The organism is Rhizobium atlanticum (assembly GCF_030182485.1).
GTDB lineage: Bacteria > Pseudomonadota > Alphaproteobacteria > Rhizobiales > Rhizobiaceae > Rhizobium.
Genome location: NZ_JAQJCJ010000009.1, coordinates 92,135 through 112,106, shown reverse-complemented (window position 1 = coordinate 112,106; position 19,972 = coordinate 92,135). Strand labels below are relative to the sequence as shown.

The window sequence follows — 19,972 nt, the reverse complement described above, 5'->3', positions numbered from 1 at the left end:
GCGCCCGCGTTTGCTCGCATTTGGCCCGCCGCCGTCTATGATTCCTCCATGACCGAATCAAAAGCGATGATCCTTGGCTGCAGCGGCCTTGCCCTCACATCCGAAGAAAAGGCCTTTTACCGGGACGAACGGCCCTGGGGCTTCATTCTCTTCGGGCGCAATATCTCCGAAGCAGCGCAGATCACTGATCTCGTTGCCGAGCTGCGCGACAGCGTCGGCTGGCACGCACCGGTTCTGATCGACCAGGAGGGTGGTCGCGTTCAGCGTATCCGTCCGCCGGTTTTGCCGCGTTATCCCTCAGGCCAGGCGCTGGGCGATCTCTATCGCCGCGACCCGGAGCTCGGGCTGCGCGCCGCTTGGGTGATGTCGCGCCTGCATGCCTTCGACTTGTCGAACCTTGGCATCAATGTCGATTGCCTGCCGGTTCTCGACGTGCCGGTCGAAGGCAGCAGCAACGTCATCGGCGACCGCGCCTATGGCGGCGATCCACAGACGGTTATCGCAATGGGACGGGCGGCTGGCGAGGGGCTGAAGGCCGGCGGTCTGCTGCCCGTGATGAAGCATATGCCCGGCCACGGTCGCGGCTTTGCCGATTCACATCTGGAGTTGCCTGTCGTCACCGTCTCGCGCGAGGAGTTGGAGGCCCATGATTTCCCACCCTTCGTTTCGATGAAGGACGAACTGATGGCGATGACCTGCCATCTCGTCTTCACATCGATCGACCCTGACAATCCGGCGACGACCTCGCGCAAGGTAATCGACGGCATTATCCGCGAGCACATCGGTTTTGGCGGTCTGCTGCTTTCCGACGACAGTTCGATGAACGCGCTTTCCGGCACGATCGGTGAACGGGCGGCGAATATCATTGCAGGGGGATGCGATATCGTGCTGCATTGCAACGGCCATATGGATGAGATGGTCGATGTCGTGGCAAATGTTCCGCCGCTCGCTGGTCTTTCGCTTGCCCGAGCAAAAGCGGTAGAAGCAGGCTTTGCCGCTCCGGATATTGCCGATGAGGCGGAATTGAGGGCGGAATTCGAGGCAATGTTTGTGTCGGTGTGATCGTAGGAGAGCAGGGTGGTGAGCACGGTCAAGGGCGCGGAACGTCCGCAGGCGGCAACGCCGATGGACAAGCTGTGGCAGGAGAACGGCGCTGAGCGCGCCAGCCACGAACCGGCGCTGGTGATCGATGTCGCCGGCTTCGAAGGCCCGCTCGACCTGCTGCTCTATCTCGCCCGCAACCAGAAGGTCGACCTGTCGCGCATATCGGTCTTGGCGCTCGCCGAACAATATTTGCAGTTCGTCGAAAGCGCCCGGCGCATCCGCATCGAGCTTGCCGCCGATTATCTCGTCATGGCGGCCTGGCTTGCCTATCTCAAGTCGCGGCTGCTCATACCCCAGCAAGTCAAGGATGACGGCCCTTCGGGCGAGGAAATGGCGGCAACGCTCGCCTTCCGCCTAAAGCGCCTCGAGGCCATGCGGCAAGCGGCGGAGGGCCTCGTCAACCGCAACCGCCTCGGCCGCGACATCTTCGCTCGCGGTGCGCCCGAGCATATTCCCGACCGGCAGCAATCTGCTTATGCGGCAAGCCTCTACGATCTCCTGACCGCCTATGCGGCGCTGCGCCAGCGCCATGCCGTCACCCAGGTGACGATCGAGAGGCGTAATGTCTGGTCGCTGACCGATGCCCGCGAACTGCTGACCCAGATGATCGGCGAGGTCGGCGACTGGACGGCGATGGAGCATTATCTGCTGCGATATCTCGCAGCGCCCGAGGAACGCGTGACGGCGATCGCCAGCGCCTTCGCCGCTTCGCTGGAACTGGTGCGCGAGGGCAAGCTCGAAATCCGTCAGGACGGCGCCTTTCAGCCGATCTACATGCGCCGCGGTCCGAAACATGCGACGCTGCAGGTGGTGGAACAGGAGCGGCCGGTTTGATCGATCTGACGGACGACGAGGATTTTGGGGAGGAGGGCCGCGACCTGCAGGCCGAGATCGAGGCCGACCGCATCGCCGAGGCGCTGGTCTTCGCGTCCTCACAGCCCGTTTCCGAAGGTTTTATCGCCGAGCGGCTTCCCAGAAACGCTAATGTGCATGCGATCATGCTGCGCCTGAAGGAGCAATATGCGCCGCGCGGGGTCAATCTCGTGCAGGTCGAAGGTGCCTGGGCCTTCCGCACTGCCGCCGATCTGTCCTTCGTCATCCGCCGCGACGACAATGAAGTGAAAAAGCTTTCGCGCGCCGCCTTGGAAGTGCTGGCGATCATCGCCTATCACCAGCCGGTGACGCGCGCCGAGATCGAGGATATTCGTGGCGTTCAGACCTCGCGCGGCACGCTCGACGTGCTGATGGAAGCCGGTTGGGTGCGGTTTCGCGGCCGCCGGCGCACACCTGGCCGGCCGGTGACATTGGGCACGACCCGCGATTTTCTCGACCATTTTGGCCTCGAGGAATTGCGCGATCTGCCGGGTCTCGAAGAGTTGAAGGGAGCGGGTCTGCTATCGGGCCGTATCCCGGCGAATTTCAATATTCCCTCGCCATCGATGAACGACGAATTGACCGAGGACGAAGATCCGATCACGCAGATGGATCTCGAAGAACTTGGGTTGCTCGCTCCACGTTCTACCTCCGAAGATTGAAGGACTTCCTCTTGCTTTTGCCACGCATGATGAAAACAATAGTGCCCACCATTTTTCGGCGGGTCTGTGGCTTGTCACAAAGGGCGATACCGTGACATTAAGCGCAGTTCAAAGGGCTTGATGTTGGAAACGGTGTGGGAAATTCTTACATCAGGGAACATCACAAAAGGGAGTAAGCGTAAATGGGTTCTTTTGGCATCTACCACTGGCTGATCGTTCTGGTCGTGGTGCTGTTGTTGTTCGGTCGCGGCAAGATTCCGGAACTGATGGGCGATGTCGCCAAGGGCATCAAAAGCTTCAAGAAGGGCATGACGGACGAAGACGCGCCGGAAACGGCGAAGACCGTCGATCACAAGGCCGACGAAACGAAGTAAACAAGTCCGGGAAAAAGCGCAGCCCCCGCGCTTCCCGTCCAGGAGCCTTGCATGTTCGATATTGGCTGGACCGAGCTTTTGGTCATCGCGGTCGTGCTGATCGTCGTTGTCGGTCCCAAGGATTTGCCGCCGATGCTGCGCGCTTTCGGCAAGATGACGCAGCGCGCCCGCAAGGTTGCGGGTGAATTTCGGGCGCAGTTCGACGAAGCGTTGCGCGAAGCCGAGCTTGACGATGTCCGCCAGACGATCAGCGACGCCCATAAGCTCAACCCGGTCAATAGCCTGCGCGAGGCGATGAACCCGCTTCGCCAGATGGGCAACGAGATCAAGGCCGACTTGCAGAAGGCGACCGCTACTGCCGAAAACAAGACCGAAGTGCCGCCGGCTGCCGTCTCGGCCCCGACGCCGTCCATGAGCCTGCCGGAAACGCCGCCTCTGGTGCCGGCGCCTGCGCAGCCTGAGCCGGTCGCAGTAGCGATTGCCCAGGCCGATACGGTCGCCGAGAAGCCGAAGGCCGTGCGCAGGCCACGCGTCAAGGCTGCCGACAAGGTCGATGCCGCCGCAGCCGTTGCCGTGCCCGTGGAAAAGCCGAAGCGCGCCGCGGCAGTCAGGAAGCCTGCAACACCGAAGAAGCCGACCCATACGAAGAAGAAGGACGAGGCATGAGCGGTGATATCGAAGACAAGCCGCAGCCGCTGATCGAGCACCTGATGGAGCTGCGCACGCGGCTGATCTGGTCGATCGGGGCGTTCTTCATCGCCTTCATTGTATGCTTCTTTTTTGCCAAGCATCTCTTCAACTATCTGGTCATCCCCTACAAGACGGCCGTGGAATGGGCGCATCTCGACGTCGAGAAGGCCCAGCTGATTTATACCGCGCCCCAGGAGTTCTTCTTTACCCAGGTCAAGGTGGCGATGTTCGGAGGCCTGGTGGTCGCTTTCCCCATCATTGCCGCCCAGGTCTATAAGTTCGTAGCCCCCGGCCTCTACAAGAACGAGCGCCAGGCCTTCCTGCCGTTCCTGATCGCGTCGCCGGTCCTGTTCCTGATGGGTGCCGCGCTCGTCTATTTCTTCTTCACGCCGATGGTCATGTGGTTCTTCCTGTCGATGCAGCAGGCGCCGGGTCATGACGAGGTGGCGATCTCGCTGATGCCGAAGGTCTCGGAATATCTGAGCCTTATCATGACGCTGGTCTTCTCCTTCGGCCTTGTCTTTCAGCTGCCTGTCATCACGACGCTGCTTGCCCGCGTCGGTCTGCTGACGTCGCAATGGCTCGCCGAAAAGCGTAAGTTTGCCATCGTTCTCGCCTTCGTGGTCGCCGCCGTGCTGACGCCGCCGGATCCGATGTCCCAGATCGGCCTTGCGCTGCCGACGATCCTTCTCTACGAGATTTCCATCTACGCGGCACGACTCGTGGAGCGTCAGCGTTCCCGACAGGCACTTGAAGAGGCTTCTGGTTCCTCCGACGTCGCCAAGACGGACAACGTCTGACCGGTTTCCGACATTTTCCCGAGGTCTGCCGTTTCCTGTCCGGTCGGTTTCTCCGACCGGTCACTTCTGTTGCAACGAGTTGGAACGACGATGCTCGATATCAAATGGATCCGTGAGAATCCCGAAGCGCTCGATGCCGCCCTTGCCAAGCGCGGCGCGGAGCCTCTGGCCCAAACTCTGGTCGCCCTCGATGAAAAGCGCCGCTCCGCCGTGCAGAAGGCGCAGGATTTGCTGTCCCGCCGCAACGCCGCCTCGAAGGAGATCGGCGCAGCCATGGCGCAGAAGAATACCGAGCTTGCCGAGAAGCTGAAGGCCGAGGTTGCAGAAATCAAGGTGACGCTGCCAGCAGCCGAGGAGGAGGAGCGTCTGCTTTCCGCCGAGCTCAACGACGCTCTCTCGCGCATTCCGAACGTGCCCTTGGACGACGTTCCTGTCGGCAAGGACGAGCACGACAATGCCGTCAGCCGCATCGTCGGCGAAAAGCCGCGTTGGAACCACACGCCGAAGGAGCATTTCGAAATCGGCGAGGCGCTCGGCTATATGGATTTCGAGCGCGCCGCCAAGCTCTCCGGTTCGCGCTTCACGGTCCTGACCGGGCCGCTCGCCAGGCTCGAGCGGGCGCTCGGACAGTTCATGATCGACCTCCACACCAGCGAGCACGGCTACACCGAGGTCAGTTCGCCGCTGATGGTGCGCGCTGAAGCGCTGTTCGGCACCGGCAACCTGCCGAAGTTCGAAGAGGATCTCTTCAAGACGACCGACAGCCGTTATCTCATTCCGACGGCCGAGGTGACCCTGACCAACCTGGTGCGCGAGGAAATCCTCGACCAGGAGAAGCTGCCGCTCCGCTTCACCGCCTTGACGCCGTCTTTCCGTTCCGAGGCGGGCTCGGCCGGCCGCGACACCCGCGGCATGCTGCGCCAGCACCAGTTCTGGAAGTGCGAGCTCGTCTCGATCACCGACGCCGAAAGTTCGATCGCCGAGCACGAGCGGATGACCGCCTGCGCCGAGGAAGTGCTGAAGCGTCTTGGCCTGCATTTCCGCACGATGACGTTGTGCACCGGCGACATGGGCTTCGGCTCGCGCAAGACCTACGATCTCGAAGTCTGGCTGCCGGGGCAGAACACTTTCCGCGAAATTTCCTCCTGCTCGGTCTGCGGCGATTTCCAGGCCCGGCGCATGAATGCGCGCTACCGCGGCAAGGACGATAAGAGCAACAAGTTCGTGCACACACTGAACGGTTCCGGCACCGCTGTCGGCCGCTGCCTCATCGCCATCCTCGAAAATTATCTGAACGAAGATGGTTCCGTCACGATTCCGGACGTTTTGCTGCCCTATATGGGCGGAATGACGAAGATCGAACGGGCGGCCTGAGGCGATGCGCATCCTGCTCACGAATGACGATGGCATCCATGCCGAAGGCCTTGCCGCGCTGGAGCGGATCGCCCGCACTTTGTCCGACGACGTCTGGATCGTGGCGCCCGAGACCGACCAGAGCGGCCTGGCCCATTCGCTGAGCCTGTCTGAGCCTTTGCGGCTGCGCAAGATTTCCGACAAGCATTTCGCCTTGCGCGGCACGCCGACGGATTGCGTCATCATGGGCATCCGCCAGGTAATGGACATCAAACCTGATCTTGTCCTCTCCGGCGTCAATTCGGGTTCGAACGTCGCAGACGACGTGACCTATTCCGGCACGATCGCCGGCGCCATCGAAGGCACGATGCAGGGCGTGCGCTCCTTTGCGCTGAGCCAAGCTTATCTTTACGAGGACGGCGCGCGCATCGTGCCCTGGGAGGTCTGCGAAGCACATGCACCGGCTCTTCTGGAAAAACTGATGGTGCTGGACCTGCCGGACGGTACGTTCCTCAATCTCAACTTCCCAAACTGCCGCCCCGACGAGGTCGACGGCGCCGAGGTCACCATGCAGGGCAAGCTCGCCTTCAACCTGCAGGTCGACGCCCGCTCCGACGGCCGGGGCTTCCCCTATTACTGGCTGAAGTTCGGCGAACGCGCCGGCGCCTTCATCGAAGGCACCGATATTCACGCCCTGAAGCATAACAAGATTTCGGTAACGCCTTTGAAACTGGATCTGACCGATTATTCCGTGACGGACCGCGTGGCGCGGGCCTTGGGATACGGAGCACAAGTTTGACGGCAAGACTGGCGGAGAAGGAGGGCTTTGCGGCGCTCGTCCTCAGACTGCGTGCCGAAGGCATCTCTGATCTCGATCTGCTGACGGCGGTCGAGCAGACGCAGCGCACGCTGTTCGTGCCGCCGCAATTTTCAGACGACGCCTATTCGAGCCGGACGATACCGATCGAATGCGGCTCTTTCCTTGAAGGCGTCGATTTTGTCGTCCGCATCCTGCATCACCTGAAGCTCAAACCGGGGCAGCGCGTCCTGGAAGTCGGCACCGGCAGCGGCTTCACCGCCGCTGTCATGGGCCGTCTGGCCGAGCGTGTTCTGTCGATCGACCGCTATAAGACGCTGACGACGGCTGCACAGCGGCGCATGGAATCGCTCGGTCTGCGCAATGTTGTCATCCGCCACGCCGACGGCAGCGCCGGCATGCAGGGAGAGGGCACTTTCGACCGCATTCTGGTTACCGCCGCATTCAATGCCATGCCGCGCTTTTATACCGACCAACTCGTTTCCGGTGGTTCGATGATTGCGCCGCTGATGATTTCCGAGAATGAGTGTCGCATGGTGCGGCTGACGAAAACCGGCAGCCGTTTCGAACGCGAGGAACTGTTCGAAGCCCCTTATCTGCCGATTGTTCCGCGTCTTGCATCGCTGCTGTAGAGGCAGCGTCCGAAGTCCCGCGCACTTTTCGGGATCACCTTCCAGGCACTGCGATTTTTCACCCGTAAGCTATGGTTATCAACTTCTCAAAAATATCGCACTGATTCCAGCCTCTTAACCGCGTGGTAACACTAACGCGTTTTAATAGACTCACAAATGGTTGCGTTCTCAGTGGGTCGAGTCAATGCGTTTCAGTCTTTCGCCGAAGTTCAGTAAGTCGGCCGGTAATCTCCTGATTGTTGGCCTGCTGGCGAGTACCGCAACAGGCTGCAGTTCCGATGTGACACGGTTCGGCGGCTTGTTTTCCTCCTCGGGGCGGGATCAGATTACCACCAGTTCCATTCCGCCCAGCGGTCAGCAAGGCGATCCGGTGCCGCGCGCCGATCTCGGCGGTTCCGCCGTTGCCAGTCAGTCCGGTTACGGCGGCGGCAATAATACGCTGAATCAGCCCTATCCAGCGCGTCAGAGTTACGAGCCGGTGCGCACGTCGAGCGCGCGCATGGCTTCCTCGCCGGTCTCGATACAGCGTTCCGATCTCGCCGCTCCGACGGCCGCGGCGCCGTCCCGCCAGCGGGAAAAGGAAGTCGCGCTTGCCCAGCCGTTCCCCGCTTCGGCGCAGCTTGATAAGCAGCGGCTCGTAGCGCCCGCTGCCCCGAAGCCGACGCCCGATTCTTTGACGACGGGCACGACGCCGAAGGTTTCCGGCTGGTCCGCGACCAACGCGCCTTCCGTCACGCTGCGCCCGGGTGAGAGCATTGCGACGTTGTCGCGGCGCTTTGGCGTTCCGGAAAAGGAAATCCTGCGCGTCAATAATCTGAAGATGGCTTCTGCCGCTAAGCCTGGCCAGGCAATCCTGATCCCGACTTTGAATGGCGGCAATGCCGTCAAGGCGGCTTCGCAGGCGGCCGATCTTTCCAAGCCCGGCAATATGCCGGACCCGGCCAAGGCACCGGAACAGAAGGTCGCTGTTGTCCCCGGCGCCAATTCCGCCCGGGACAAGACCATGGCGAGCGCCGATCCCACCGGCAAGGTTCCGGTTGGCGCCGGCAAGGACCCGAAGACACCGGGCGGCAGCTATGTCGTCAAGCAGGGCGATTCGCTGGCGAAGATCGCAAAGGCGACAGGCACCAACATCGACGATCTCAAGGCCGCCAACAATCTTTCGGCGAATTCGCTGCGTGTCGGACAGGCCCTGAAGCTTCCGAATGGCAGTGCAGATACTGTCAAGACCGCATCGATCCCGGCTGAGAAGGTCGAGTCGAAGCCGGCTGATCCGGCGCCCGCCCAACAAACCGCCTCCGTTCAGCCCGCGCCTTACAAGGCGCCGGTCGCCACCCAGTCCGTTGACGATGTCGAGAAGAAGTCCGACGTTAGCTCCGACGCACCGGAATCGACCGGCATCGGCAAATATCGCTGGCCGGTCCGCGGTCAGGTGATTGCCGCCTACGGCGCCAACGTCAACGGCAACCGCAATGACGGCATCGATATCTCGGTACCGCAGGGCACGCCGATCAAAGCCGCGGAAAACGGCGTCGTTATTTATGCCGGTAACGGCCTGAAAGAGCTCGGCAATACAGTACTCGTCCGTCATGACGACGGCACCGTCACCGTCTACGGCAACGCCGACACGCTGAGCGTCACCCGTGGTCAGAAGATTCAACGCGGGCAGACCGTCGCCGTCTCCGGCATGAGCGGCGATGTCAAGCAGCCGCAGGTCCATTTCGAGGTCCGCAAGGACGCCTCGCCGGTCAATCCGATGACTTTCCTGGAATAGGTATAGCGTACCAGGGAGCACAAAAGCCCGGCCGCCAGCCGGGCTTTTGTCATTTTTAGATCTCGTCAATTCCGTTTCGGGAGAGGCGCCTACGCCCGGCCGATATGAACGCGCATACGTCCGGCCAGATCCTGGATATATTGCCAGGCCACGCGGCCGGAGCGCGCACCGCGTGTCGTTGCCCATTCCAGCGCCTCGGCATGCATCTTGTCACGGTCGAGACCGAGCTTGAAGTGATCGGCATAGCCGTCAATCATGCCGAGATAGTCTTCCTGGCTGCATTTGTGAAAGCCGAGCCAAAGACCGAAGCGGTCGGACAGCGAAACCTTTTCCTCGACGGCCTCCGATGGATTGATCGCCGTCGACTGTTCGTTTTCCATCATGTGACGCGGCAGAAGATGGCGCCGATTTGACGTTGCATAAAAGAGCACATTGTCGGGCCGCCCTTCGACCCCGCCATCGAGTGCCGCCTTCAGTGACTTGTAGGCGGTGTCGTCGTGATCGAAGGAGAGGTCATCGCAGAAGACGATCACACGGTACGGCGTGTCCTTCAGCAGGTCGAGCAGGTTGGGCAGGCTCGCAATATCCTCGCGATGAACCTCGACCAGCTTCAGCGGCACGCCGCTCTCGCGCCTGACATCCTCATGCACGGCCTTGACAAGCGAGGATTTGCCCATGCCGCGCGCGCCCCAGAGAAGCACGTTGTTGGCCGCATAACCCTCGGCGAACCGCACCGTATTCTCATGCAGGATGTCGCGCACGTGGTCGACACCGCGGATGAGTTTCAGCGCCACCCGGTTCGGCTTCTTCACCGGCTGCAGATACTGACGCGACGGTGCCCAGACGAAACAGTCGGCCGCATTCCAATCGTTGACGGCAGGTGCTGGTCCGGCCAGCCGCTGCACGGCGTCAGCGAGCCTTTTCAGTTCGGCAAGCAGGGCGGTGTTGATTTCCTCGGTCATCATGGGCCTCCTGATTTCTCGCTGCGGCAAGCCGCTTTGATCTTTCGATGCCGCCTACCATGGCGTTTTGCCAGCGGAAAGGTTATGAGGCAGCGGAATCGGTACTGTTCCCGGCTGTTTCTGTTGCATTCATCCAAGCTGCAACTATAGTCCGGCAACCTGAAAAGCAGGCGGAGTTCCGCCATAGAAGCCTGAGGAGTTTAGCATGTTCATCACCCCGGCATTCGCCCAGACTGCGACCGATACCGCAACAGGATTCGGCGGTTCCGGTTTCGAAATGATCATCCTGTTCGTGCCGCTGATGGTCGTCTGGTATTTTCTGCTGATCCGGCCGCAGCGCGCGCAGGCCAAGAAGCGTGAGGAAACTCTGAAGGCGATCCGCCGTGGCGACCAGATCGTGACCGGCGGTGGTCTCGTCGGCAAGGTGACGAAGGTCGTCGACGATAAGGAAGTCGAGGTCGAGATTGCCGAAGGTGTTCGCGTGCGCATCGTCCGCAGCGGCATTTCTGACGTTCGCGTCAAGGGTGAGCCTGTCAAGGCCGACGCGGCGTAACAAGCGATAACGGCGGAACCGCCGGATCGGAAGATCGTCGAGAGAATGTTGCATTTTTCCCGCTTGAAAACACTTCTGATTTGGCTGGTTGCATTTGCGGCCGTCGTCGTTGCTGCGCCCAATCTCCTGAGCGAGGCGCAGCGCTCTTCTCTGCCGGGATGGTGGCAAAGGGACCACGTGACACTCGGTCTTGACCTGCAGGGCGGTTCGCACATCGTTCTGAAGGTCGAGCGTTCCGATATTGTCAAAGATCGGTTGGAAGAGACGGTCGCGAATGTGCGCAAGGCGCTGAGAGTTGCCGGCATCCGCTATACCGGGCTGACCGGCAACGGCCAGACTGTCACTGTCCGGATTACCGATCCGGCAGAGACGAAAAAGGCGGTCGATCTTCTGAAGCCTCTGACATCAGGTGACGAACATTCAGGCACCGGCCTTGCGCTGCGGCAGGGCGAGGAAGGGCAGCTCTCACTGCAGATATCCGATGCCGGCATCACCGCCGACATTGCCTCGGCCCGCAGCCGGTCGCTCGATATCGTCGGCCGCCGCATCGCTGGCTTCGGCTATAAAGACTTTCAGGTTCGCCCCGATGGCGACGACCGGATCGTCGTGCAGGTGCTGGGATTCGTCGATGCGGAGCGGCTGAAGAATATTCTGAACCAGCCGGCAAAGCTTTCCTTTCATCTGCTCGACGAAAGCATGTCGGGACAGGAGGCGCTGAACGGCCGCTGGCCGGCCAGCTCGCAGGTGCTCTATTCGATCGACGATCCACCTGTTCCCTATCTCGTCGACCGCACGGCATTCGTCACCGGCAGCAACATGGTCGATATCGAGCCTGTCGTCGATCCGCAGACGCAGGATACCTTGATTGACTATCGCCTCGATGCGGAGGGCACGCAGCGGCTGGCGCAGGCGACAGCGCAAAATATCGGCAAGCACCTTGCCATCGTCTTTGACGATCAGGTGATGGCTGCGCCGGTCATCGATGCGGCGATCACTGGCGGCGAGGGCCGGATTTCGGCGAATTTCTCCGAGGATGGCGTTCGCGACCTTGCGGTAATGCTGCGCGCCGGGGCCATGCCGGCGACGTTGACCAGCGTCGAGGAGCGCAGCGTCAGCCCAAGCTTCGGCGCCGATTCCATATTCTCCGGCCTGGTTGCCGGTCTCGTCGCCGTCGTACTGGTCGCAGCGCTGATGATCGCACTCTACCGTATTCTCGGCGCCATCGCCGTCGTCTCGCTCTTCTTCAATCTGATCTTCATCGTCGCTGCACTCAGCCTTGCCGGCGCCACGCTGACTTTGCCTGGTATTGCCGGCATCGTGCTTATCGTCGGCATGGCGGTCGATTCCAACGTGCTGATCTATGAGCGCATCCGCGAAGAGGAAAGAACCAGCTCCTCCTTTGCACAGGCCGTCGGCCGCGGCTTCTCGCGCGCCTTCGCAACGATCGTCGACGCGAATGTCACGATCTTTATCGCCGCAATCATCCTTCTGTTTCTCGGCAGCGAGTCCATTCGCGGTTTCGCGGTGACGCTCGCGGTCGGCATTCTGACGACAGTCATCATGGCTTTTACGGTGACACGCTCGATCGTTGCCGCCTGGCTGAAAGCGCGCCATCCCAGGCATCTGCCGAAGAGCGTTCTCGCGCAGCTTTTCGAGCACGCCAATGTGCGTTTCATGGGGATCCGCCGTTACGTCTTCACGGCCTCGGCAGTGATCTCGCTGATCGCCATGGCGGCCTTTGCCACCGTTGGCCTGCAGCTCGGCATCGATTTCACGGGCGGCTCTCTCATCGAGGTGACGGCCAAACAGGGCAATGCCGACATCGCTGATCTTAAATCACGCCTTGACGATCTCAATATTGGCGAGGTCAGCGTCGAGCGTACGGGCGGGCCGTCGAACGCGCGCATCCGCATCGCCTCCCAAGGGGGCGGCGAGAACGCCGAGCAATCAGCGGCGACGCTGGTGCGCGGCGAACTCGAGGCAGACTATGATTTCCGCCGCGTCGAGGTCGTCGGCCCCGCCATTTCGGGCGAATTGACGACGATGGCGACGCTTGGTGTCGCAGCCGCACTCGCGGCGATCCTGATCTACATATGGATCCGTTTTGAATGGCAGTTCGCCATTGGCGCCATTATTGCCACGCTGCACGATGTCATCATCATGCTCGGGCTTTTCGTGCTGACCGGCATCGAGTTCAACTTGACGAGCATTGCCGCCGTACTGACCATCGTCGGCTACTCCTTGAACGACACGGTCGTCGTCTATGACCGGATGCGCGAGAATCTCGTACGATACAGGAAGATGCCGCTGCCGATCCTGATCGATGCCTCGATCAACCAGACATTGTCGCGCACTGTCCTGACGGCGGCGACGACACTGCTTGCGCTGCTCGCGCTCTATCTGTTCGGCGGCGACGTCATTCGCTCCTTTTCCTTTGCGATGCTCTTCGGAGTCGCGCTCGGCACTTTCTCTTCGATCTATATCGCGGCTCCCGTGTTGATCGTCTTCCGGCTGCGGCCGGAGGTTCCCGACGGCGAAGAGAGCAACAAGACGGATGCTGGTGTAAAATCCGGCACGGTGGTGTGAAAACATGGCAAAAGGCATAGAAATCCGCGCGGCGCATTTTCCTGGCCGGGCTCCGATCGACACCTACGGCAATGGCGGTTTCCGTTTTGCCGACATGTCGCATCGCGGCTCGATCCTTTGCCTGCCCTCCGGTATTTACGGCTGGGACATGGACGTATCGAAGCCGCTGACGCCTGAAAACTTCCGCCGTGTGCTTGATGAGGCCGCCGATATCGAGGTTCTGCTCGTCGGCACCGGAACCGAGCTTCGCCGTCTGCCCGATGAATTGAAACAAGTGCTGAAGGCGCGCGGCATTTCTTCCGATCCGATGAGCACGGGTGCCGCGGTACGTACCTTCAACATCATGCTGTCGGAGCAGCGCGCCGTCGCAGCGGCATTGATTGCGGTCTGACGATGGCTGATGCGAAACTAGCGACGAACCAGGACATCTGCCTGGCGATGCTGCGCGACAACGATCGCGACCGTTATCTCGCCTGTCTCCTGTCGCCGCAGGAGAAGCGCGGCGCGCTGGCGGCCCTTTACGCGTTCAATGCGGAGCTTGCCCGCATCCGCGATCTGGTGCACGAGCCGCTGCCTGGCGAAGTGCGCATGCAATATTGGCGCGACCTGCTGGAAGGCAGCGCGCATGGCTCGACGGCAGCCAATCCCGTCGCCGCGGCACTTCTGACGGCGATCGAAACCCATCGCCTGCCGCGCAAGACGCTGGTCGACATGATCGACGCCCGCACTTTCGACCTTTATGACGATCCGATGGAGACGCGGGTCTCGCTCGAAGGTTATGCCGGCGAAACGGCCTCCGCGCTGATCCAGCTCGCAAGCCTCGTGCTTTCGCCGGAGGAGGCACCGCGATCGGCGGATGCCGCCGGCCATGCCGGCGTCGCACAGGCGATTGCCGGGCTGTTGCTGCTGATGCCGCTGCATCGCCGCCGCGGCCAGCTCTATATTCCCCTGCAGATCCTTTCCGCCACCGGGCTCGACCGCGACGCCTTCCTCGCCGGCGAAGACCGATCGCGCATCTCCGCTGCCATCGAGGCCTTCGCCAGGCTGGGCCTTGAGCATCTGGCAAAGGCGAGAGGGGCAGGATCGATTGCGTCAGCCGTCTTCCCTGCTTTCCTTCCCGCGACTTTGGCCGAACCGGTGCTCCTCAAGGCGCAGAGGCAGGGTTCTCTCCTGTTCGACCGGCCGCTGCAGCCGCCGCAATGGCGCCGCCAGCTCAGAATGGCGCTGTCAGCGGGTCGTCGGAAAATCTGATATCGTTCAAATTCGCGCAAGTCTCGCGCGCTATAACGCCTTCACCACTATGCTTTGAACGGAGACTCGGCGTGGGCATTATCGTCTGGTGCGTCCTTTTCGCCATCGTCATCTTCTTTGCTTTTGCAGCCACACGCATGGCCGCGCAAAACAAGGAAGACAGTTTGCACGACACGGGTCTGGCCATCATCGAGTTCGGCCGCGCCTTTCCCAACGAGGCGATCCGCCAGCTGCAGGCGACGGAAAACGGGCAGGCGATCTTCGTGCGCCTGCACGACAACAAGGCCGGCCTCATGCGCAACATGGCACGCCATTTCTCCTGCCATCTGATCGAGCCCGGCCGTGTGCGTGCCGTGAGCACGGAGACGGGCAGGGGGTTGGCGATCGAATTTTTCGATGCCCCCAGCCACAACGGCAAATTCGAGTTTGCCTCGCCGAAGGAGGCTTCCGAAGTGGCGCTCTGGCTGCTCGGCAATTACATCGCCGAGCCGGATAAGGATCTGCCATCCGACAGTATTTCCGCGGCCAACAAGCAGTAGAACAGCTGCTTAGGCACTTTCGGCAAAGGTCGGCGTCTGGCCGAGCCAGGCAGCGCAGTCGGCAAGCGCGCGACGTGCGATCAACTGCCGTTTCATGATCGTTTTGTCCTTGCCGCGAAAGCGCTTGAAGCCCTCGGGCTTGACGATCGAGCCCGGCTCGAGTTCGGGAAACAGCCCGAAATTGATATTCATCGGCTGGAACGATCGCTTGCCCGGCTCCTCGTCGGTGACGATATGCCCGCCGGTGATATGACCGAGCAGCGAACCAAGTGCCGTCGTCGCCGGCGGCAGCGAGATTGCCTCACCCTTGCGTTCGGCGGCGGCGAAACGCCCGGCCATCAGCCCGACGCTGGCGCTTTCTACATACCCCTCGCAGCCGGTGATCTGGCCGGCAAAACGCAGGCCCGGCCGTGATTTCAGCGTCAGCGACGGATCGAGCAGGGTGGGGGAATTGATGTAGGTATTGCGGTGCAGGCCGCCGAGCCGGGCAAATTCCGCATTTTGAAGACCCGGAATCATCCGGAAGATTTCCGCCTGTGCGCCGTATTTCAGCTTCGTCTGAAAGCCGACCATGTTGTAGAGGGTGCCGAGCGCATTGTCCTGCCGCAGCTGCACGACGGCATAGGCCTTGACGGTCGGGTTATGCGCGTTCGTCAAACCCATCGGCTTCATCGGCCCGTGGCGCAGTGTCTCGCGGCCGCGTTCGGCCATGACCTCGATCGGCAGGCAGCCGTCGAAATAGGGGGTGCCTTCCCATTCCTTGAAACCGACCGTGTCGCCTGCGATCAACGCGTCGACGAAGGCATTGTATTGCGCTTCGTCCATCGGGCAGTTGATGTAGTCCTTGCCGGTGCCGCCGGGGCCGATCTTGTCGTAGCGCGACTGATACCAGCAGATATCCATGTCGATGCTGTCGCGGTAGACGATCGGCGCAATGGCGTCGAAGAAAGCAAGCGAATCCTCACCGGTCTCCGCCTGTATCGCGGCTGCGAGCGACGGCGCCGTCAGCGGTCCGGTGGCGACGATGGCTAGATCCCACTCACGCGGCGGCAGGCCGGTGATCTCTTCGCGCACGACGGTGATGAGCGGATGGTCGTGGATTGCCTTGGTGACTGCCTCGGAGAAGCCGTCGCGATCGACGGCGAGCGCGCCGCCGGCCGGTACCTGGTGGCGGTCGGCCGCGGCCATGATCAGCGACCCCGCCATGCGCATTTCCGCATGGATGACGCCGACGGCATTGCTGGTCGCATCGTCGGAACGGAAGGAATTGGAGCAGACGAGTTCGGCAAGACCGTCGGTCTTGTGCGCATCCGTGCCGCGCACGCCGCGCATCTCATGCAGAATGACGGGTACGCCCACACTGGCGATCTGCCACGCGGCTTCCGAACCGGCAAGCCCGCCGCCGACGACGTGGATAGGGGAGTAGGAGGAGATCGTGTTCATTCCGGGCTGATATCATGTCGGCAGGTGCGATCCAACACCCGGAATCAAAAACGGCGCCCATAATGGCGCCGTCTTGAAACATCGTGCCCGTTGCGAGACCCGCGATTAACGGAAAGAGCGGGATGCGATGTTGCGGATGTCGTAGCGGCTGACACCGATATCAGACAGGGTCTGGTTCGACAGGCTGCCGAGTTCGTTGATTGTACGACGATAGCTGAGCCAGCTTTTTGCAATACGGATCGGGTTCATTGTCTTCTTCCTCGAACAAATATCCGCGGGACGGCGGGATCGCCTGTCTCTCTGCGGTTGATGTTTATATAGGCGATATCGGTCGCATTGTGCAGTGCAAATAAGAGGCGTCTGCCATGCAATTGTGCACGATGATGCTCGCAATTTGAGCGGTGAATATTTTTTAAGCGGACGAAAGAACGGGGAAGGTCGCAACCGGAGCGGAAGTGCATTGTTTGCAAAAGAAAACGCCCGCTGCGGTGCAGCGGGCGTTTCAATCATTTGCGATCTGCTTGGAGGAAGTAGCGATCGCCTTGAATTAGCGAGAAGAAGCTTCGCGAGCGACGCGATGGATGTCCGAACGGTCAATGCCGAGGTCATGCAATTCGCGGTTGGTCATGCGACCGAGTTCCGTGACGGTCTGACGATACTTGCGCCAGTTGTTGAAAGAGCGAGTGATGTTCATGTTAAGCCCCTTTCCTAGGGTTTGATCTGCCAGCGGCCACCGACCGGCGCTGACCTCTATTTGATGGCCGGAATATATGTTGCGTCGCGAAGAACGAAAACAGCCAAGTTTTCAAGTCACCCATGCGAGCTGTGCAATGCTTTACATAATCTTACCGCATTCTGGTCAACGAATAGGCAAAATAATTGCTGGAGAATTCCGCCTTTTCTCCCGCTCACTCGCGTTTCGATGAAACAAAGCCGCCCCGCTGACGATCAGTCCGTTGGCGTTTCGCGCTGAATCGACCGGCTGTTCATTCGTCTCAATGCCAATGGCAAAGCGATGGATCGCGATGGGGTCCCGCAGCTTCACGCAACGGGGACTTCGAGTATCTCGCTTTGGTGGCAGCGCCGCAGCTCGGATGCCGTTAAGTTCTTGAATTATATCAATGCGATCGTACAAAGAGGACGCCCGCCGGGGGAGGATCCGGCGGGCGCATTATATTGACTGGCAACTGGGAGGAGGAGTGTTGCCAGTCTATCACAGCGCGCTTGGGAGGAGGAGTGCGCGGCTGCGAATCTCATCACGAACAAAGCGTCCGTGGGCATCCGGAAGACCGGGCCGGGGCGCCATCCCCGTGCTTCGATAGAGCGGTAAATAGTATGACTAATTGATATTTTGCAGTGCAATAAATACATAAGGGGTATGCGTAAACCGCATGTCTGTCTTTCATATGTTCATATTAGCAGTTGCGACGTTAGCGCCCGGTTAACATCTGACCCAAATTAGACCACTGAGGAATTTGCATATTTGTCGCCGCGACGGGCGTTTGCGAAGCCGCTTGCTGCGGCTATAACGATGGAAGCCGTAGCGCCGGAGCGAGCGACACGGAAATGAGGGGTGGAGGTATGTATCGCGGCAGATTGGAGCGGGATCTCTCGCTCTGGGTGGGCAAGGGCCTGATTGGACAGGAAACGGCGGCCAAGCTTCTCACCGAATATGACAACCGTCCGGCAAGTTTCAGCCTGGGTCGAGTGCTGATGGCGCTGGCGGCGGTGCTGCTTGCTGCTGCCGTCCTGCTGGTCGTCGCGTCCAACTGGGAGGCCATTCCGCGGCTCGTCCGGGTCGGCGCAATTCTCGCGCTGATCTGGGCTGTGCACATTGCCGCCGCCTCCATGTTTGCCCGAGGTGCGACAGCGGCAGCAAGCGGGCTGCTGGTCATCGGCGCGGTGAGCTTCGGTGGCGCGATTTCGCTGGTCGGGCAGATGTATCATCTCTCCGGCGACGAGCAAACCGTGATGTATCTCTGGTTCGCGATTGCGACGATCTCGGCGATCCTGTTCCGCTCGGGCGCGGTCGTCGTCGTCGCGGGCTTTCTCTCGTGGGCGTCCTTCGCCGTCTATCTTGAGAACAACGACACGCATTGGATCGGATTTGATCCCTGGATGGCGCCGGTCATGGCGGTGATCACAGTCGCGCTAGTGCGTTACACCGGTGCCGAGCGCGCCCGTCATCTCGCCTATCTGCTGTTGATCGGCTGGCTCGCCTGGCTCTATACTCTTTATGAGGAGATCGCGGTGGCGCTGGCCTTCGCGATCGGCGGCATGGCGGTGTTCGCGCTGACAGCCTTGCCGCACCCCCGTATCGCTTCCCTCGTCAGGAGTGCCGGCGCAGCGCCGGCTTTATACAGCTTCCTCATCGCCGTCATTGGCTTGCTGCTGCTGCATATCGAGATCGAGCAAGGCTGGCGGCTGGTGGTGCTCGGGGTGGCGACGCTCGCCGCTGCCGTGCTGGCGATCGCTCTGCAGGGCAGGGATAACGGCGCGGTGCGTTATCTCGCCTATACGACCTTTGCCGCGGAGATGCTCTATCTCGCCTCCGTCACCGTCGGCTCGATCCTCGGCACGTCGAGCCTCTTCCTGTTCTCCGGTCTCGTGGTGGCGCTTGTCGCCTGGATTGTCATCCGTCTCGAACGCCGCTTTTCACGGGAGGCGCGCGCATGAGCTCGTTGATGGCTAGGCTGCAGTCCGGCAAGGGATATCTCGTTTCGGCGATCATCGTCGCCGGCTTGCAGACCGTGATCCTCGGCACGATCATCCAGAGCCGTGCATCGATCCTCAGCAGCGGCGCTGAGGTCCTGCTGAAAACCGCCCCGGTCGACCCACGGGATTTCCTGCGCGGCGATTATGTCGTGTTGAATTACGACATATCCAGCGTGCCAGTGCAGACGGTCTCCGGCGGTATTCCCGCCGAACCCGGCGAACGCATGCTGTGGGTCCGGTTGAAGAAGCAGGCGGACGGTTTCTGGACGGTGAGCGAATCGTCTTTCCAGGCGCTGCCGCCGCAGCCGGAGACGGTGATCCTGCGCAGCAAGCCTTTCTATAGCGGCGGGATGGCCGCGGGCGACAGCATCCGGGTCGAATACGGCATCGAGCGCTATTATGTTCCGGAAGGTCAGGGCAAACCGATCGAGGAGGCCCGCAACGATGGCAACGTCGCCATAGCGGTGCGGGTCTCGCCGGATGGAAGCGCGCAGATTCGCAGCCTGCTCGTCGACGGCAAGGCGGTTTACGACGAACCGCTTTACTGATCTCCGGAGCCTTCGGGACAGGGCGGCTTTTAGGCCCTGAATAGCCTGTCATTGGACGTTCATTTTTCCTTTGCCTCGACCAAATCGGGTGATATAGAGACGCCGCGCTCCGGAAGGCCTCATGCGCAGGCATAGGCATGCGGTTCTGTGAACGCGGGTATGGTGAAATTGGTAGACACGCCAGATTTAGGTTCTGGTGCCGCAAGGCGTGGGAGTTCAAGTCTCTCTACCCGCACCAGGCTGTTTGCAGGGGCGACTAAGAAGTTAGTTATCCCCGATACCCGGAAGCGAGTGCC

21 protein-coding genes and 1 tRNA gene are annotated in these 19,972 nt (G+C 60.9%); 18 read left to right on the top strand and 4 right to left on the bottom strand.

What is annotated here, in order from left to right:
- Positions 1-48 precede the first annotated feature (48 nt).
- The 10 genes from nagZ (at position 49) to PH551_RS14945 (ending at position 9,079) form a co-directional block, all read left to right on the top strand.
- The gene (nagZ, locus tag PH551_RS14990) at positions 49-1,062 is read left to right on the top strand and encodes a beta-N-acetylhexosaminidase (protein ID WP_085780050.1); all 1,014 of its coding nucleotides are present in this window, start codon (positions 49-51) and stop codon (positions 1,060-1,062) included.
- A gap of 18 nt (positions 1,063-1,080) precedes the next feature.
- Positions 1,081-1,938, top strand: a complete 858-nt coding sequence (locus tag PH551_RS14985) for a segregation and condensation protein A (RefSeq protein WP_285193573.1) — start codon at positions 1,081-1,083, stop codon at positions 1,936-1,938.
- Positions 1,935-2,639, top strand: coding sequence for an SMC-Scp complex subunit ScpB (gene scpB / locus PH551_RS14980; protein WP_285193572.1), 705 nt, complete (start codon positions 1,935-1,937; stop codon positions 2,637-2,639). Before PH551_RS14985 ends, scpB begins: the two co-directional genes overlap by 4 nt.
- Positions 2,640-2,821: 182 nt before the next feature.
- Complete coding sequence (locus tag PH551_RS14975) at positions 2,822-3,013, top strand: twin-arginine translocase TatA/TatE family subunit (RefSeq protein WP_085777930.1); 192 nt, start codon at positions 2,822-2,824, stop codon at positions 3,011-3,013.
- A 51-nt stretch (positions 3,014-3,064) separates the two neighbouring features.
- Positions 3,065-3,679 carry a Sec-independent protein translocase protein TatB gene (tatB, locus tag PH551_RS14970; RefSeq protein ID WP_085777931.1) on the top strand — a complete coding sequence of 205 codons (615 nt, stop codon included), beginning with the start codon at positions 3,065-3,067 and terminating at the stop codon, positions 3,677-3,679.
- Entirely contained in the window at positions 3,676-4,503 is an 828-nt protein-coding gene (gene tatC / locus PH551_RS14965; RefSeq protein WP_085777932.1) for a twin-arginine translocase subunit TatC, read from the top strand. Before tatB ends, tatC begins: the two co-directional genes overlap by 4 nt.
- A 90-nt stretch (positions 4,504-4,593) precedes the next feature.
- Positions 4,594-5,877, top strand: a complete 1,284-nt coding sequence (serS, locus tag PH551_RS14960) for a serine--tRNA ligase (RefSeq protein ID WP_085777933.1) — start codon at positions 4,594-4,596, stop codon at positions 5,875-5,877.
- Between the two features lie 4 nt (positions 5,878-5,881).
- A complete protein-coding gene (surE, locus tag PH551_RS14955) occupies positions 5,882-6,655 on the top strand; it encodes a 5'/3'-nucleotidase SurE (RefSeq protein ID WP_085777934.1) in 774 nt (257 codons plus the stop codon).
- The gene (locus PH551_RS14950) at positions 6,652-7,305 is read left to right on the top strand and encodes a protein-L-isoaspartate(D-aspartate) O-methyltransferase (RefSeq protein WP_085777935.1); all 654 of its coding nucleotides are present in this window, start codon (positions 6,652-6,654) and stop codon (positions 7,303-7,305) included. Before surE ends, PH551_RS14950 begins: the two co-directional genes overlap by 4 nt.
- 184 nt (positions 7,306-7,489) lie before the next feature.
- On the top strand, positions 7,490-9,079 hold the full coding sequence (locus PH551_RS14945; protein WP_085777936.1) for a peptidoglycan DD-metalloendopeptidase family protein: 1,590 nt from the start codon (positions 7,490-7,492) through the stop codon (positions 9,077-9,079).
- An 89-nt stretch (positions 9,080-9,168) separates the two neighbouring features.
- Here PH551_RS14945 and PH551_RS14940 read toward each other — a convergent pair whose 3' ends face one another.
- Positions 9,169-10,041 carry an ATP-binding protein gene (locus PH551_RS14940; RefSeq protein ID WP_085780052.1) on the bottom strand — a complete coding sequence of 291 codons (873 nt, stop codon included), beginning with the start codon at positions 10,039-10,041 and terminating at the stop codon, positions 9,169-9,171.
- 205 nt (positions 10,042-10,246) lie between these two features.
- Between PH551_RS14940 and yajC the strand changes: the two genes are divergently transcribed.
- From yajC to PH551_RS14915, 5 genes are all read left to right on the top strand, one after another.
- The gene (gene yajC, locus PH551_RS14935; protein WP_064696006.1) at positions 10,247-10,594 is read left to right on the top strand and encodes a preprotein translocase subunit YajC; all 348 of its coding nucleotides are present in this window, start codon (positions 10,247-10,249) and stop codon (positions 10,592-10,594) included.
- A 45-nt stretch (positions 10,595-10,639) separates the two neighbouring features.
- The gene (secDF, locus tag PH551_RS14930) at positions 10,640-13,180 is read left to right on the top strand and encodes a protein translocase subunit SecDF (RefSeq protein ID WP_285193569.1); all 2,541 of its coding nucleotides are present in this window, start codon (positions 10,640-10,642) and stop codon (positions 13,178-13,180) included.
- Between the two features lie 4 nt (positions 13,181-13,184).
- Positions 13,185-13,571, top strand: a complete 387-nt coding sequence (locus PH551_RS14925; RefSeq protein ID WP_285193568.1) for an Mth938-like domain-containing protein — start codon at positions 13,185-13,187, stop codon at positions 13,569-13,571.
- A gap of 2 nt (positions 13,572-13,573) precedes the next feature.
- Entirely contained in the window at positions 13,574-14,431 is an 858-nt protein-coding gene (locus PH551_RS14920; RefSeq protein ID WP_285193567.1) for a phytoene/squalene synthase family protein, read from the top strand.
- Between the two features lie 71 nt (positions 14,432-14,502).
- The gene (locus PH551_RS14915) at positions 14,503-14,970 is read left to right on the top strand and encodes a hypothetical protein (protein ID WP_285193566.1); all 468 of its coding nucleotides are present in this window, start codon (positions 14,503-14,505) and stop codon (positions 14,968-14,970) included.
- 9 nt (positions 14,971-14,979) lie between these two features.
- Here the strand turns inward: PH551_RS14915 and trmFO are convergent, their stop codons facing one another.
- The 3 genes from trmFO to PH551_RS14900 form a co-directional block, all read right to left on the bottom strand.
- Positions 14,980-16,413 (bottom strand): methylenetetrahydrofolate--tRNA-(uracil(54)-C(5))-methyltransferase (FADH(2)-oxidizing) TrmFO, encoded by a 1,434-nt coding sequence (gene trmFO, locus PH551_RS14910; RefSeq protein WP_285193565.1) that lies wholly within the window; start codon positions 16,411-16,413, stop codon positions 14,980-14,982.
- 105 nt (positions 16,414-16,518) lie between these two features.
- Complete coding sequence (locus PH551_RS14905; protein WP_085777942.1) at positions 16,519-16,662, bottom strand: DUF1127 domain-containing protein; 144 nt, start codon at positions 16,660-16,662, stop codon at positions 16,519-16,521.
- Positions 16,663-16,960: 298 nt separating this feature from the next.
- On the bottom strand, positions 16,961-17,107 hold the full coding sequence (locus PH551_RS14900; RefSeq protein ID WP_004678838.1) for a DUF1127 domain-containing protein: 147 nt from the start codon (positions 17,105-17,107) through the stop codon (positions 16,961-16,963).
- Between the two features lie 887 nt (positions 17,108-17,994).
- Between PH551_RS14900 and PH551_RS14895 the strand changes: the two genes are divergently transcribed.
- From PH551_RS14895 to PH551_RS14885, 3 genes are all read left to right on the top strand, one after another.
- Positions 17,995-19,089, top strand: a complete 1,095-nt coding sequence (locus tag PH551_RS14895; RefSeq protein WP_285193562.1) for a DUF2157 domain-containing protein — start codon at positions 17,995-17,997, stop codon at positions 19,087-19,089.
- Positions 19,086-19,676, top strand: coding sequence for a GDYXXLXY domain-containing protein (locus PH551_RS14890; RefSeq protein WP_285193560.1), 591 nt, complete (start codon positions 19,086-19,088; stop codon positions 19,674-19,676). The genes PH551_RS14895 and PH551_RS14890 overlap by 4 nt, the downstream gene beginning before the upstream one ends.
- Before the next feature lie 153 nt (positions 19,677-19,829).
- Positions 19,830-19,914, top strand: a tRNA-Leu gene (locus tag PH551_RS14885).
- The last annotated feature ends 58 nt before the right edge of the window (positions 19,915-19,972 follow it).